Below are 15,370 nucleotides of genomic sequence, written 5' to 3' on the forward strand. Positions count from 1 at the left end.
GCCCAGTTTCCCCCGCCCGGGGCGTGCGACCAAAGCGAACCGCCGGAACCTGCCGGAACGCCTCCTCCCCAGCCCCTCAGCGGGTGGAGTCCGCGTGCGCCAGCAGGGTCCTGGACTCGGTGAGGAAGCGCTCCGCGTGCCCGCCGAACCACGCGCCGATCTCGGCGAAGCGGGCCACGAACTCCTCGCGCTCCCCCCGGCGCAGCAGGTCCAGGCACTCGTCGAACCGGTCGTGGTAACGCTCGAGCAGCGCCACCGACCGCGGGGAGGCGGTGATGATGTCGTAGTAAAGGTCGGCGTCCTGGGCGAAGAGCCGGCCGACCATCACCAGCTCGAGACGGTAGATCGGGGAGGACAGGGCCAGCAGCTCGGTCAGGTCGTGGTCCTCGTGGGCCAGGTGCCAGCCGTAGGCGAACGTCGAGAAGTGCCGCTGCGCCTGGATCAGGCCCATGAGCGCGTCGTGGTCCTCGGCGCCGATCTCGTGCACCCGTGCGCCCCACAGGCGGATCTGGTCCAGCAGCCAGGCGGAGGCCTGCGGGTCCCGCCCGGGAACGGCCGCGACGACCTGCTTGGCCAGGCTGTCCACGTCGGGGCCGAACATGGGGTGCAGCCCCAGCACCGGGCCCGGGTGGGCGGCGAGCATGGCCGCCATCACCTCGGTCTTGGTCGAGGTCAGGTCGACGAGCAGGCAGTCCGGGGGCAGCTGCGGCAGCGAGCGCACGACGTCGACGGTGTCGTGGATCGGCACCGAGACGAGGACCATGCCCGCCCCGGCCAGCGTCTCGGCCACCTGCTGAGGGGCGTCCTCGCGCTCGACCACGCGCACCTCGTACCCCGACAGGGTGAGCATCCGCGAGAAGAGCGCCCCCATCCGCCCTCCGCCACCGACCACGACCACCGGTCCGAGGTCGGGCTGCTGACGGGTGAAGCCCATGCTCTTCTCGTGGGTGTAGGCGGCGCGCATGCAGCGGCGCAGGACGTCCTCCACGAGGTCGGCCGGCACGCCGCGCTCCTGCGCCATCGCCCGTTTGGCCTCGATCATCGCGCGTTCGCGGTCCGGTGCGTAGATGGGCAGCCCGTGGCGCCCCTTGACCTCGCCCACCTGACCCACCAGCTCCAACCGGCGCGCCAGCAGGTCGATCAGCTGGGCGTCGACCTCGTCGATCTGTGCGCGCAGGCCGGCGAGCGGCTCGGTGACCGGGTCCTGGCTCATGCCCGGATCCTAGTGGGCGGGCGCGGGGGGCCACCTACACTGGTGCGGCTTGCCCCCGTAGCTCAATGGACAGAGCACCGGCCTTCTAATCCGTAGGTTGCAGGTTCGAATCCTGCCGGGGGCGCGTGGGGCCTCAGGACCCGACGAACACGCGGCGGTGCTCGGCGACCGTGGCCAGCAGGACCCGCTCACGGCGCAGCCGCTCGGGGTCCGGCCCGACCGCGTTGAGGTGCTTGCGCACCATCGCCAGCTCGCCGCTCTCGTCCTGGAAGGCCGTCATGGCCCGTTCGGCCCGGCGCCCGCCCACCTGCCGGGCCCACCGGCGCGCCCGTCGGCGTTCGCCGCCGTCGGCCAGCATCGCGACCTCGGCGGGCGTGAACCAGCCGTTGACGCCGTAGCCGGTCAGGTGGTCCCGCACCAGCCGGGCCTCACGACGACGAGCCCACCGCAGCAGCAGCAGGAAGGCCACGAACAGCGGCACCTGCACCAGCCCGAAGAGCAGCAGGTAGGCGTCGGCGGCGGCGACCGCGCTGTAGTTGAACAGGGCGTGCAGGAACACCGCGGCCGCGAGGCCGACGAGGACGGCCCAGGCGGAGGACCACCGGCGTCGGTGGGCGATCAGCCCGAAGGCCAGCCCGACGCAGACGGTGAACATGGGGTGTGCGAACGGGCTCACCAGGCCGCGCACGATGAACAGCCCGACCAGCCCGGCCGGTCCGGCCTCGGCGTAGGCGGTCCCCAGGTAGAGGATGTTCTCGACGAAGGCGAAGCCGGCGGCGACCAGCCCGGCGTAGACGATCCCGTCCACCACCCCGTCGAACTCGCGGCGCGCACGCCAGAAGATCAGCCCCACCCCCAGGCCCTTGAGCAGCTCCTCGGTGACCGGCGCCACGACGACCGCCCCGACGACGAGGGGGTCCTCGTGCAGCCCGGCGACGAACTGCATCCCGGTCGCGCTGAGCAGCAGAGCTCCCAGCGTGGAGATCAGCGCGCCCCACAGGAAGGCGAACCACAGCAGCCGCGCCGGCTCCCCCTCCAGCCGGTCCACCCACAGGAAGGTGGGCACGACGATGCCGATGGCCAGCGACGCGGTGAGCATGGCCAGCGCGGCGGTGGTCAGCCCCAGGCTGTCCACGACGATCGCCCCCATGACGAGCGCGGCCAGACCGAAGATGGTGACGACGACGCCGGTCAGCAGGACGCGCCGCAGGACCGGGCGGTGGGTCGCGTTGCCCGGCACCTCGCCGTGCGGGTGGAAACCGGTCATCACCCCGTGCCAGTCGCCGGAGACCTGGGGCGGGGTCTGGGGAGGGGTAGGGAGCGGGTGCGGCATGGGCGCGAATCTACCGGCGGGGACGGGGTGGTTAGGCTCTGGTCCGTGACTGGTGACCGGATCGTGTGGATCGACTGCGAGATGACCGGGCTGGACATGACGGCCGACGCCCTCGTGGAGGTGGCCTGCCTGGTCACCGACGCCGAGCTGAACGTCCTCGGCGAGGGGGTGGACCTGGTGGTCCGCCCGCCGCAGGAGGCCCTGGACCAGATGGGTGACTTCGTCCGGGACATGCACACGCGGTCGGGGCTGCTGCCCCTGCTGGCCGACGGGACCACCCTGCAGGACGCCCAGGCCCAGGTGATGGCCTACGTCCGCGAGCACGTCCCCGAGGGGCGCAAGGCGCCGCTGGGCGGCAACACCGTCAGCACCGACCGGGCGTTCCTGGCCCGGGACATGCCGGAGCTGGAGGCGCACCTGCACTACCGGATCGTGGACGTCTCCTCCATCAAGGAGCTGGCGCGCCGGTGGTTCCCCCGCGCCTACTTCGCCGCCCCGCCGAAGACCGGTGGCCACCGCGCGCTGGGAGACATCCTGGACAGCATCGCCGAGCTGCGCTACTACCGGGAGGCCGTCTTCACCCCCGCGCCCGGCCTGGACACCGCCACCCTGAAGCAGATCGCGGCCCGGCACACGCGCCAGACCTGAGTCCGCGGCGCGGTTCGGAGCAGACCGGGCGAGGCTGTAGGATGGTCCGCGTTGTCCACGGACCCTGCGTCCCGGACAGCCCTTGGTGGGTGTAGCTCAGCAGGTAGAGCACCTGGTTGTGGTCCAGGTGGCCGCGGGTTCAAGTCCCGTCACTCACCCGTAGTGCGTTGATGTGATGTGCATCACCGCAGGTGAGGCCCCGGATTCCGCGTCACGGCGCGGAATCCGGGGTCTTTCGCGTTGAGCAGGTGTGAGCAGGTGTGTGTAGGCGCGTGACAGCAGAATTTCTGTCACACTGCTGTCACAGCTTCGAGCCGGAGCACCACACGGAACCCCCTCATGCCTGGAGGAACTCATGTCCGCGCCCTCGAAGCTGCCTCGGGGCATCTCGCTCTACCGAGGCCGCTACCGGGTTCGCATGAATCACGAGGGGCGAACAGTTCCCCTCGGCATGTTCGACACCCTTATGGACGCCAGGGCAGCGCTCAGCATAGCCAGGGCTGACGCCGCACGCGGGATCTTCGTCCCGCCCGCTCAGCACCGGGCCGCCCGCGAGGCTGAGGCCGAACGAGCCGTCGCCGAGGGCATGACGCTGCGGGAGTGGTCCGAGAAGTGGTTAGCCACGCTGGAGGCCAACCCCGACAGATCGAAGGGGACGATCGTCGCGTACCGCTCCGTGCTCAAGAACCACGTCCTCCCCCAGCTCGGAGACGTGCGGCTCATCGACCTGACCACCGATCTCGTGGCCGAACACCTGGCCGCGCTGGCCCGCCTGCCGAGCAAGCGGCACGCGGGTGCCCGCAGGAACGGCATCGCCCCCAACAGCGCGATCGTGCTCCGGTCCTGCATCAACGCTGCCGTGAAGGCACGCGCCGGCGGCCTCCAGACGTTCTCTTTCCCGGAAGTACCCAAGCATCGTCGCGTCCGGCCCGAAGATGCGCAGGGCGACGTGGCGACCCCTGACGAGGTGCGCGCGCTGACTGAGGCCATGTCGGAGCATCTGCGCATCGCGGTTCCACTGGCCGCGTGGTGCGCGCTACGGATGGGTGAGGTGCTTGGCCTCCAACGCCGCGACCTCGAGCACCTCGAGGACCCCGACCGGGCCACCCTGCACGTCCGCCGACAATGGAACAGCCAGGCGGGGGCCCTGACCCCACCCAAGGCAGACAGCGCACGAAGCATCGCCATTCCTGCTGCGCTGCTACCGGACCTGGCCCGCCACCTCGACACCTTCACGGGTCCCCAGGCCGCAGACCCCGTCGTATGCGGAGCGGCACATGCGCGTACGAGCCGGGTGCGTCCAGTCCCGCATGGTCCACGGGACGCAATATAGAGGCTGCTGGCTTGCGGACCCCGACCCGCGGCCAGACAAGCTATCCGTGAGTCCGCCAGATGGAGACCCTGCCGGGTCGGCCCTCGCTCTTGGGACCCTGAGAAAGCGTCACCTCACAGACCCGTCCGCAGCCCGTCGGCGCCAGTTCGAATCCCCTCAGACGCACCGGGCTGAGTATGCGCGCGCTGGGCCGCAGGATCGCGCAGGCCTGCCCGCATCCCGAAGAGCCCCTCGGATTCTCCGCGTGGATGCCGGAGGACTGTCGATCGACTGAGGATCCGCGTCTCGACCGCCTAAGCCTGGTGCTGCAAGAGAAACCCATGTCACGGCGGCTGAAGAGTGACCGGGTTCCGACGACCAGACGCAAGCGGTGGGTGCAACACCCGCTTGTGGATCCGGTCGTAGGTGGTCGCTCAGAGCCTCTGCAGGGTCCTCCACCCGAGGGTCTTTCGCCTGGGGCAGCAGTCCACACCCTCGTCGGCAGACCGTTGCGCCGCCACACTGCCAGGGTCCCCCGGGAGATCCCCAGATCGGCCGCGATCGCGCGCGACGTGGCCCGGGCGTGTGCCTCGCATAGGCCACCACCTCACCGCAGAACTCCCACGCAGCGCTTCGTTGACGTGAGGGCGATCATCTCGCTTCCTCCACCTCCTGCTGAATTCGGCGTGTCCACCCCAAGGGGCCAGGACCCAAACCCGACGCGGTCAGCCGATCCGGCCGTACCAGATGCCGCCGTAAACGGGAGCCCCATAGGTAACGTCGGTACTCGGGTTGAGGGCCTCGACAACCAGGCCATTTCCGGCATAGATGCCCACGTGGTAGAAGTCCTCGGTGAACACCAAGTCACCGGGCTGGGGGTCGGACACCGGGGTGACCGCGGCCTTTTGACCGGAAACGGTGCGGGGGATGTCGATCCCAGCCTGCTGGAAGACCCACCAGGTGAAGCTGGAGCAGTCGAAGCTGTAGGGCGGCGTGCCGCCCAGGACGTAGGGGTATCCGACGTACTGGCGGGCGATGGCGACCACGCCTCCGCCGACGGGGGCTGGGGCGGCCTGCTGGACCGGAGAGGCCTGCTGGACCGGCGTGACCGACTGGCGCACGGGGGCCTCGTCCAGCTGGGCCGGCGTACCCGACTCCTGCACGGGGGCCTCGTCCTGCTGGACCGGGGCAGCGGCGCGTTCAGTGGAGCGGCTGGCAGTGGTCGACTCCCGCTCCCCGAGCGCGTCCGCAGCCGTCTCGGGCGCCTCGGGCGCTCGCGCAACCTCAGTGGCCGCGGTGAACCCCGCGGTGCCGAACTCGACTGAGGCGTCGGTGGGCGCCTTCGCCGCGGCTGCAGGACGCTCGGCGGCGACGGTCTCCTTGACGTCAAGCAGCGCCTGCAGCGCGCGGGCCGGTCCATCAGCCTCGTCGTTGCGCAACGGGTCGGCGGGGACGGCGACGGACGCGCCCACGATCAGACCGGTTGAGGTGGCCGCGACAGCAGCGGCCCGAGTCAGGGCGCTACTAGCCGAGCCGAGAGGACCCGGCCTACGGTGCCGGGCGGAGTGGCGGTGCGTCACGAGATGTTCCTCCAGGGTGCATGCGGGTTCAACTGCCGGGCTGGGACGGGATATCCCTCATCCGGGTTGGGCGGACGGCTAGTCCCAAGGAGCCATGGGGCCCCAATCACGTGGGTCCCCCGCTCCAGTCGCGCGGTACCTCGTTCGGGTCCCCGCGCGCAGGCAGGACTAGACATGACGCGCCGGGTACCTCCTCCAGGGGAGAGGAGAGGTCGCCACCGTACACACACCGGGCATCTAAGGTCACGTTCCGATAACGGACCCGTGGACGTCATCCCGGCCCGTGCGCTGCTTACAGGCCCCCCACCTGCGACGACAGCACCTGGATGGGGCACTCACGGGATCGGGCGTGACCCACGTCACGCGATTCCCAGGCTCAAACATCACCACCTGCCCACCCGAGCTGCCCCGTCACGGCCAGGTCGAGGACCGTACCGGAAGCCCCCCATGCCCTGCCACCTGCCCGTTGCACCGGGGGTTCTCACGCGGGCCGGCTTCCCTCACGCGGGCCGGCTTCTGTGGAAGTCCCCGGTGGCGTCACGAAGGTCGAGTGCATCCGACGGCAGGAGCAGCGCAACTCGCGGCCGCGGGCCATCGGGTACCGCCCACCAACTCCAGGATCGAGGACCCGGCCAGGCACGACAGACCCTCTCGTGCGGCACGGGGGCGCGCCGCACGCACACAGTCGACCTCCGAAAGCCCCCGAGCCCAGTCGACAGCGGTTCATGGCGACCACCGAGCTCCGTCAAGCGGTCGACGATCACACCGGGCGGGCGGCCCACCGGACACGCTGCCTGTCCATGACGGGTGAGCAAGACGGGGGTGCGGGCGCTGAGTGCGGCTCGCCTCCAGACGCTCGCCGCGGTGAGCGGAGCCCATCCCGGAAGCGGGTCATTGCGAGGGGGGTTCCTGCAGGGGGTTGAGGATGCGGTCGAGGAAGCGTCGGGTGCGTTCGTGCTGCGGTCGGGTGAACATCTCCTCGGGGGTGGCCCGTTCGACGATGACTCCTTCGTCCATGAAGAGCACCTCGTCGGCGGCGGCACGGGCGAAACTGACCTCGTGGGTGACGACGACCATCGTCCAGCCCTCGTCGGCGAGCTCCTTGATCACCGCCAGCACCTCTCCCACGAGCTCGGGGTCAAGGGCCGAGGTGGGCTCGTCGAAGAGGAGCAGGCTGGGGCGCAGCGCCAGGGCGCGGACGATGCCGACCCGCTGCTGCTGCCCCCCGGAGAGCTGGAAGGGGTAGACGTCGCGCTTGTCGCGCAGCCCGACACGGTCCAGCAGCTGCTCGGCCGCAGCGACGGCCTCGGACCTGGGGATGCCCTGGACGTGCACCGGTCCCTCGATGACGTTCTCCAGCACGGTGCGGTGGGGAAAGAGGTTGTGCTGCTGGAAGACCATGGCGGAACGGTCGCGCAGGGCCATCCGGTCCTTCTTCGGCACCGGGCGGGTGAAGTCCAGCGTCGGACCGCCGGCGAAGGTCAGCGTGCCACCGTCGGGTGTCTCCAGCCCGTTGAGGGATCGCAGCACCGTGGTCTTGCCCGACCCGCTGGGGCCGATCAGGACCACGACCTCGCCCTTGGTCACGGTGAGGTCGATGGAGCGCAGCACGGAGAGCTCCCCGAAGCTCTTGCTCAGGCCTTGTACGCGCAACAGCACGTCATCACCACCACCGGGCGGGGGACCGGGGGGAGGGGTCTCAGTGGGCGACATAGCGGTCCAACCTCTTCTCCAGCGCATTCTGGCCCGTCGACAGGACGAGGCAGAAGACCCAGTAGACCAGCGCGGCCTGCATGTAGAGCAGCATGAACTCCTGGCTGAAGGCGGCCACCTTCTGCGCCTCGCGGAACAGCTCGGTCACCAGGATCAACGAGGCCAACGACGTGTCCTTCACCAGCGAGATGAACGTGTTGGACAGCGGCGGCACGGACACCCTGGCCGCCTGCGGCAGGATGACCCGACGCAGGGTGAGCCGGTGCGACATGCCGGCCATGTACGCCGCCTCCCACTGCCCGCGGGGGACAGACAGGATGGCGGCCCTGATCACCTCGGCGGCATACCCGCCCACGTTGAGCGAGAAGGCGATGACCGCGCTGGGCCACGGGTCGATGAGCAGCCCCAGAGACGGCAGACCGTAGAAGATGACGAACAGCTGCACGAGCAACGGGGTGCCACGGATGACCGAGATGTAGGCCCGCGCCAGGCCCGAGAGCACCCGGCTGCGGGACATCCTCATCAGCGCCACGCCCAGCGCGAGCACCAGGCCGACGACGAAGGACACCACGGCCAGCGGGATCGTTCCGAGCAGACCCCCGCGCACGATCGGCCACAGCGAGTCGACGAAGAGCGTCCACTCCTGGCTCATGGCCGCCTCAGCCCGAGACGTCTTGCCCGAAGTACTTCTCACCCAGCTCGGCCAGGGTGCCGTCGGCCTCCAGCTCGGCCAACGCCTCGTCGACGGCGGAGACCAGCTCCTCCTTGCCCTGGGCGAAGGCGAACGCGTTCAGGGAGGCGTCCTCGGTCTCCACCGCGATCTTGATCGGGCTGTCCGGCCGCTCGTTGGTGTAGTCCAGGAAGGTGAGCTTGTCGTTGACGGTCGCATCGACCCGGCCCTGCTCGAGGAGAGCGACGGCCTGGGCCCAGCCTTCCACGGCCTCGACCTGGGCGCCGTTGCTCTCCGCGACCTCGTACCAGTTGCTGGTCAGCGACTGCGCGGCGATCATGCCTTCCAGGTCGGCCAGGCTGGTGATGTCGTCGGTGTCCTCGCTGGTCACGACCACGCCAGGGGAGACGGTGTAGGGCGTGCTGAAGAGGTAGGCCTCCTCGCGCTCGGGGTTGATCGAGACCTGGTTGGCGATCACGTCGAAGCGGCCGGCCTCCAGGCCGGCGAAGATCGCGTCCCACTGCGTCTCCTGGAACTGGACCTCCAGGTCGAGACGCTCCGCGACAGCTTCCACCACCTCGACGTCGTACCCGACCAGGTCGCCGCTGCCGTCCTCGTGGTAGCTGAACGGCCGGTAGGTGCCCTCGGTCCCGACGACCAGCACCCCCTCCTGCGCCAGACCCAACCCGGACCCCGCCTCGGCAGTGGCGTCGCTCTCACCGCCCTGACCGCACGCGGTGAGCGTCAGGGAAGCGGCAGCGGCAAGGGCGATGAGTGTCTTCATACTCACGATGGAGGTCCTTTGTGCGAGTTCGACGCGCCGGGAACCGGCGTGTGGCGGGGTGGGGTCTCAGCAAGTCGTTGCTGACGGCAGGTGGAACCATACGGTGGCAGCATCTATTGCCATACCTGCTGTTATGTGAGGTACCTCACCAACCCCCTGATCCGCACCCGCCGTGCCCGCACCGGCCGGTTGACGTTGCACGGGTATGACCCGGGGGACTCAGCCAGGACGGGGCGAACAGCGGAGGGCCGTCAGGCCCAGGGACCCGCTCGGTCGCCCACGACGGTGGCCGCTGTCGATCCCGAGGGGCCCTAGGGGGAAGGGGCCTCCGGTGCCGGCTCCTGGGGAACATCGGCCGGTGGCGCCTGCTCCTGCGGCGCCTCCTCGGCCGGAGCTTCCTCCTGCGGAGCATCCCCGGGCGCCTGCTCCTGCGGGACGTCGCCGTCCCGGACGTCCCCCGGCACCGGCACGTCGAGCTCCGCGTCCAGCGACTCCTGCCCCGTGCCGCTCCAGCCCGGGACCGAGGTACCGACGTTGGTGTTGCTGGTCCCACCCGTGTACGTGGACACCGCACGCCCGGTCGAGAGCTCGAAGGCCACGATGAGGGCCATCGCGATCCCGAAGAGTGCTGCGCTGACGGCGACGATCCGCTTCCAGGGCAGGCCCCGCACCAGCTGGCCCCCGGAGCTTTCCTCGTCCGGTACCTCGGTGTGGCCCAGGTCCCCGGCGCGCCGAGGAACCTCGGGCTGCCTGACCGCCTCTGCCGGGACCAGCTCGCGCACCCGGCCGGAGCGCCGAGCCGCGCGGGCCTGCGCCGAGACGCGCTCCTTGGTCATGGGTCAGGTAGTGGGAGTAGACGGCGCCTCCCACCGTGATGCACAAGCTGCCCAGCGCGGCGCCCACCAGGGTGCCGGCCGCACCGAGGCTGGACAGGAGCACGGCCGACGACACGGCGCCCAGGGCGCCACCTGCAGAAGTGACCCAGTTGATCTGAAGACGGTTCGGCTCACTCACCGGATCCACTATCCAGCCCTGCGCGCTGGCCACCCAAATCGCCGCGCCCACGACACGCCCCGAGGTGCCCCTCCCCGCACCGTGGCGGTCCTCTGGACGGCTCGTCAGCGCCGGGTCCCTGTCCATGCTTTGTACCGGCAGGGGTGGTGGGGCGCCACCAGTGCCATCCCTGGAACACGCCCCCGGAGTCGGAGGTGGAAGGCTGCTAGGCACTCGGCGCACGCTTGGCGTCGCCAATCTGATGTCCGCGACCCCGATGTCCTCCTGGCCCTGGGTCGAGCCGTTGGGGGTGCTGCGTCCGCAGCACCGCCCGACGGGCTGCACGAGCGCCCTATCCGCCTGTCTGATCACCAAGAAACGACCGGGTACGACAGTCCCTAGCTGCGCACGAGCCGGGCGATCGCTCGTGCGGCATCCTGGACCCGCTCCTCACGAACCCGGTGGTCGTCCCCGGGCTGGTGGAGGCACTGGTGGAGGTGGTCGTCGAGCAGGAGCAGGGCGACGGACTGCAGCGCCCTGGTCGCTGCCGCGACCTGGGTGAGGATGTCGATGCAGGCTGCATCCTCCTCGATCATGCGGCTGATGCCGCGGACCTGTCCCTCGACCCGGTGCAGGCGCACCTGGATGGCGGCGGGGCTGGTCCGACTGCCGGGGACCATCGCACTTCTCCTGTCCGTCCGGGGGTAGAGGGGTCTCGGTCAGGGTGTCGGGCTTGGGTGCTTGAACCTTTCGGGGTGGGCGTCGAAGGTGGCCGAGCAGTGCTTGGAGCAGAAGTGGAACGTCGCCCCGTCGTGCTCGCGGGTGGTGGCCGCGGTGGTGGGGTCGATGCTCATGCCGCACACCGGGTCGGTCACGGTCGCGCCGTCCTGGTGCGCTGCGTGGTCATGGTGGGTCATGTCGGTCTCCTCCTGGGCTGGTTCGTGTCCGAGCTCGACCACCGGCTCCGTAACCGGGACCACGCCGGCTGCGGGAAGGGGTGCCGGTGTGAATCCCCGCAGGCGGTTGGCGTTCGTGACCACGGACAACGAAGACAGGGCCATGGCGGCAGCGGCGATGATCGGGCTGAGCATCAGACCGAAGGCGGGGTAGAGGACCCCGGCGGCGATGGGGATGCCGATGGCGTTGTAGCCAAAGGCGAAGACGAGGTTCTGGCGGATGTTGCGCATCGTTGCCTGGGACAGGTCGACCGCGGTGACCAGGCCCGAGAGGTTCCCGGAGATCAGGGTGATGTCTGAGGACTCGATGGCGACGTCGGTGCCGGTGCCGATGGCCGACCCCACGTCGGCCTGGGCGAGCGCAGGGGCGTCGTTGATGCCGTCGCCGACCATTCCGACGATCCGCCCCTCGGCCTGCAGCCGCTTGACCTCGGTGGCCTTGTGCTCGGGCATGACCTCGGCCAGGACCCGGGTGATGCCGACCTGGCGGGCGATGGCTGCGGCGGTGTCGCGGTTGTCACCGGTCATCATGACCACGTCCAGACCGCGGGCCCTCAGTGCGGCGATGGCCTCTACGGAACCCTCCTTGACGGTGTCGGCGACGCCGATGACACCTCCGGGGCGTCCGTCGATCGCCACGAGCATCGGAGTTTTCCCGTCCTGGGCGAGGCGTTCGAGGTCACCGAGGAGGATCGTGGGGTCGATGCCGGCGCCGGTGAGCAGGCGCTGGTTGCCGATGAGCACCTGCCGCCCTCCTACGAGCGCGCGCACGCCCTGACCGGTGACCGAGTCGAACTCCTGCGCCGGGGCGGAGTCGATCCCCCGGTCGTGGGCACCGGTCACGATGGCTGCGGCCAGCGGGTGCTCGGAGCTGCGTTCGGCGGCGGCGACGAGGCTCAGCAGCTCGGTCTCCTCGACCCCGTCGGCGGGCAGGACGTCGGTCAGGGACGGGGCGCCCTTGGTGATGGTGCCGGTCTTGTCGAGCACGACGGTGGTCAGCTTGTGCGCGGTCTCCAGTGCCTCGGCGGAGCGGATGAGGATGCCATGGGTCGCTCCCTTTCCGGTACCGACCGTGATCGAGAGCGGGGTGGCCAGCCCCAACGCGCAGGGGCAGGCGATGATCAGGACCGACACCGCGGCGACGAGGGCGAAGACCAGGGCAGGCGGGGGTCCGAACACGGACCAGGCCGCGAAGGTCCAGACCGCGATCAGGATGACCGCGGGCACGAAGTAGCTGGAGACCATGTCCACGAGCCGCTGGATCGGGGCCTTGGACCCCTGCGCCTCGCGGACCAGCCGGATGATCTGGGCCAGCATGGTGTCCGAGCCGACCTTGGTGGCCACGTACCGGAACGCCCCGGTCTGGTTGATCGTGGCCCCGATCACGTTGTCACCGACGCCCTTGGTGACCGGGATCGGTTCGCCGGTGACCATCGACTCGTCCACTGCGGAGGTGCCCTCGCTGACCTCACCGTCCACGGGCAGCTTCTGCCCCGGGCGGATGACGATCACGTCGCCCTGCTGGACGTCCTCGACCGGGACCTCGACCTCATCCCCGCCGCGCACGACGTTGGCGGTACGCGGCTGCAGGCCGATGAGCGTCCGGATCGCCTCACCCGTGCCGGCCTTGGCCTGGGTCTCCAGCAGCCGGCCGAGCAGGATCAGGGTCAGGATCACCCCGACCGCCTCGTAGTACACCTCCCGGGCGTCGGCCGGCAGCAGGCCCGGGGCGAAGGTCGCGACCAGGCTGAACCCGAACGCCGCGATCGTGCCGAGGGTGATGAGCGAGTTCATCTCGGCCGTGCGGTGGGACAGCGCCAACCACCCGGTGCGGTGGATCGGCCACCCGGTGTACAGCATGACCGGTGCGATCAGGACCAGCTGGACCAGCGGTTCCAGCAGCAGACCCGGCACCCAGGTGACATTGAACAGTTCGTGCGCCATGACCGCTACGAGGACAGGAAGGGTGAGCACCGCCCCCACCACCACCCTGCGGCGCAGGTCGGCGATCTCGGCGGCCCGCTCGGCCGCCTCCGGGTCGGCCGGGTCGTCACCGGCACCGTTCACCGGGCGTGACTCCTGGGACGCCGTGGTGGCCACCGGCCCCGGAGCGTCGTCGAGACCCCGGTCGGCCAAGGGTCCTGACCCGGTGACGAGCGTGTCGGCAGCGCCTCCGGCACCTGGCGCACCGGTCGTCTCGTCTGCCACCACCCGGACCTTCCCGTGGAGCATGTTCATCCCGCACGCGAAGCCGAACTCCCCGACGTCCTGGGGCGTAAAGTCGACCGCGGTGCTCGCGTACGCCGGCAGTGCCTCGTTCACCCGGAAGTGGGGGAAGACCACCCGGGAGGAGCAGTCCCCGGACTCCTGGCGGTCGAAGACGATCCGCACAGGCACGCCCTGGACGACCTCGAGGAGGTCGGGGCTGTAACCGCCCTTGACGGTCACGCGAACGACCTGGCGGCCGTGCTCGACCTGGGCACGGCGGGAGGCCTTGGGGCCGAAGAAGTACCAGCCCGTCAGGGCGGTCAGCACGAGCGCGACGGCGAGTGTCACGACGATGTCCATGATCTGTTCCTCTCGAACCTGGTCGGGTATTGCCCCGTGTGTTACCCCGTGGGGGTATCTTCAGCGTAGGTGTCGAGGTGGCGGGTCGGGGGGCGGGACGATGGAGATCTGATGGAGAATGTCGGTCGATGCGGATAGCCCGGGTGACCTCATCGGTGCCCGGAGCCGCCCGTCCCGTGGTTCATCCAGCCCATCATGACGGCCATCATGCCCAGGCAGGCCAGGGCGTAGACCAGCGCGCCGGTACCCAGCGTCCCGGTGGCGATCAGGACACCCACGAGTGTGAGCATCGGCAGGCACATCAGCCACATCAGCACACCGTGACCGTGGCGCGGCCGCTCGGGTGACCTCTGGTCCGCCGGCAGCTGCCCCGGGACAGGCAGAGATGGTGGCTGCGCGACCGGTGCTGATGCGGTCCGGAACGTCGGGCGCTCACGGTTGTTCATGGCGTCTTCTCCTCTTGCCGTGGTTGCGTCACTGCACGAGAACCTTGATCGTCCTGCCCTGGTCCAAGGTGGCCACGACGGTGTCCTCGATCACGGTGATGACCTCGAGGGCACCCTCGGGGGTGCGACCCGCAGACAGCGACGTGACCTCCCCGAGGGCCGTGGCCCCCAGCGTCCAGGACTCACCGGAGTCGGTGCTGGTGGCGATGGTGCCCTCAGCGGTCACGGCGACCACCGTGGACTGATCGGCCCAGGCGACAAGAACTACAGGACGGGGCGGGGTCAGGGTCGCCCAGGTGGCCCCGTCGTCCTGACTGCGCAGCAACCCGGCCGCCGTGGTCGCCAGCAGCGTCCCGTCCGGGGAGGCGGCCAGGACGCGCGGGGGCGAGGGTATGGGGCGCTCCTGCCAGGTCGTGCGGTCCCGGGTCGAGCGCAGCGTCCCGTCGAACCCGGTCAGCGTGGCGCCGGAGGAGGTGAGGGAGTGGAAGTCGGACTGCCCGCCCCGGGAGGCCACCGTCCACGTGGCCCCCCGGTCCTCGGAGGTGATCAGGCCCAGAGGTTCGGGCAGGTCGCTCTGCGGCCCGGGATGGCCCGAGGCGAGGTAGGTGCCGTCGCTGTCGATGGTGAAACCCATCAGGTCCATCACCGGCCCGACGGGACGCAGCGCACCGTCGTCCAGCCGGAACAGGCCCTGGTGGGTGGCCAGGAGCAGATCACCGCTGCCGGGGTCGCGCTGGGCGGCGTGGATGTGGGTGATCGCGACGTCCTGACCGGCGGACGTGCTGCTGGGGACCGAGCAGCCGGTCAGGACCAGACCCGCCACGCCCACCACCGCGGCAGGGGGGTGCCACCGACGCCGTCGCCACGGGGTGCTCATGCGTACCTCAGGTCGACCATCGTCGCGGCCTCGGTGCGGACGGGTGTAGACGTCGACGAGCCAGTCACCCGGAGCTGCCGTGTCCATGCCGCCTGCACGGGCGCCAGCATACGGTGCTCCCTGCGCCCGAACCGTCGATCGGCGACCTGCGCCGGGATGGTCTGGTCACGGCTTCCTCGAAAGGGGGCGGGACGCTGCGTCAACCGGGGTCCCCCTCCCGCGGGGCGTGTCCGCTCCGGGCAGGAGCTGGCGGACCAGGAGGAAGACCACGGCCCAC

The 15,370-nt window shown here is 70.1% G+C and carries 13 protein-coding genes and 2 tRNA genes; 4 read left to right on the forward strand and 11 right to left on the reverse strand.

The annotated features are described in order from the left end of the window. Window positions 1-76 precede the first annotated feature (76 nt). Entirely contained in the window at window positions 77-1,213 is a 1,137-nt protein-coding gene (tyrA, locus tag ACWHYA_RS00935; protein WP_425939720.1) for a bifunctional chorismate mutase/prephenate dehydrogenase, read from the reverse strand. Between the two features lie 51 nt (window positions 1,214-1,264). Here tyrA and ACWHYA_RS00940 point away from each other — a divergent pair. Continuing rightward, window positions 1,265-1,337, forward strand: a tRNA-Arg gene (locus tag ACWHYA_RS00940). A 9-nt stretch (window positions 1,338-1,346) separates the two neighbouring features. On the opposite strand, the gene ACWHYA_RS00945 is transcribed toward ACWHYA_RS00940, so the two are convergent. After that, entirely contained in the window at window positions 1,347-2,546 is a 1,200-nt protein-coding gene (locus ACWHYA_RS00945; RefSeq protein ID WP_425939719.1) for a PrsW family intramembrane metalloprotease, read from the reverse strand. 45 nt (window positions 2,547-2,591) lie between these two features. Between ACWHYA_RS00945 and orn the strand changes: the two genes are divergently transcribed. The 3 genes from orn to ACWHYA_RS00960 all read left to right on the forward strand — a co-directional run bounded on the left by orn (window position 2,592) and on the right by ACWHYA_RS00960 (window position 4,527). Next, on the forward strand, window positions 2,592-3,194 hold the full coding sequence (orn, locus tag ACWHYA_RS00950) for an oligoribonuclease (protein ID WP_425939717.1): 603 nt from the start codon (window positions 2,592-2,594) through the stop codon (window positions 3,192-3,194). 85 nt (window positions 3,195-3,279) lie between these two features. Then, window positions 3,280-3,352, forward strand: a tRNA-His gene (locus ACWHYA_RS00955). Between the two features lie 293 nt (window positions 3,353-3,645). Continuing rightward, entirely contained in the window at window positions 3,646-4,527 is an 882-nt protein-coding gene (locus ACWHYA_RS00960; protein ID WP_425939715.1) for a tyrosine-type recombinase/integrase, read from the forward strand. 704 nt (window positions 4,528-5,231) lie between these two features. On the opposite strand, the gene ACWHYA_RS00965 is transcribed toward ACWHYA_RS00960, so the two are convergent. From ACWHYA_RS00965 to ACWHYA_RS01005, 9 genes are all read right to left on the reverse strand, one after another. Next, window positions 5,232-5,978 (reverse strand): C40 family peptidase, encoded by a 747-nt coding sequence (locus tag ACWHYA_RS00965; protein ID WP_425939713.1) that lies wholly within the window; start codon window positions 5,976-5,978, stop codon window positions 5,232-5,234. A 999-nt stretch (window positions 5,979-6,977) separates the two neighbouring features. Then, window positions 6,978-7,799, reverse strand: a complete 822-nt coding sequence (locus ACWHYA_RS00970) for an amino acid ABC transporter ATP-binding protein (protein ID WP_425939711.1) — start codon at window positions 7,797-7,799, stop codon at window positions 6,978-6,980. Then, on the reverse strand, window positions 7,786-8,451 hold the full coding sequence (locus ACWHYA_RS00975) for an amino acid ABC transporter permease (protein WP_425939709.1): 666 nt from the start codon (window positions 8,449-8,451) through the stop codon (window positions 7,786-7,788). Before ACWHYA_RS00975 ends, ACWHYA_RS00970 begins: the two co-directional genes overlap by 14 nt. A 7-nt stretch (window positions 8,452-8,458) precedes the next feature. Continuing rightward, entirely contained in the window at window positions 8,459-9,253 is a 795-nt protein-coding gene (locus ACWHYA_RS00980; protein WP_425940035.1) for an amino acid ABC transporter substrate-binding protein, read from the reverse strand. Window positions 9,254-9,564: 311 nt separating this feature from the next. Then, window positions 9,565-10,089 (reverse strand): hypothetical protein, encoded by a 525-nt coding sequence (locus tag ACWHYA_RS00985; protein WP_425939708.1) that lies wholly within the window; start codon window positions 10,087-10,089, stop codon window positions 9,565-9,567. A gap of 555 nt (window positions 10,090-10,644) precedes the next feature. After that, complete coding sequence (locus ACWHYA_RS00990; RefSeq protein ID WP_425939706.1) at window positions 10,645-10,926, reverse strand: metal-sensitive transcriptional regulator; 282 nt, start codon at window positions 10,924-10,926, stop codon at window positions 10,645-10,647. A 39-nt stretch (window positions 10,927-10,965) separates the two neighbouring features. After that, window positions 10,966-13,770, reverse strand: coding sequence for a heavy metal translocating P-type ATPase (locus tag ACWHYA_RS00995; RefSeq protein WP_425939704.1), 2,805 nt, complete (start codon window positions 13,768-13,770; stop codon window positions 10,966-10,968). A gap of 149 nt (window positions 13,771-13,919) precedes the next feature. Next, entirely contained in the window at window positions 13,920-14,087 is a 168-nt protein-coding gene (locus ACWHYA_RS01000) for a hypothetical protein (RefSeq protein ID WP_425939702.1), read from the reverse strand. 157 nt (window positions 14,088-14,244) lie between these two features. Beyond that, window positions 14,245-15,039: a F510_1955 family glycosylhydrolase gene (locus ACWHYA_RS01005; RefSeq protein ID WP_448095487.1), complete on the reverse strand. Its 795-nt coding sequence runs from the start codon at window positions 15,037-15,039 to the stop codon at window positions 14,245-14,247. Between the last annotated feature and the right edge of the window lie 331 nt (window positions 15,040-15,370).

This window comes from Ornithinimicrobium carbonis (assembly GCF_977012275.1).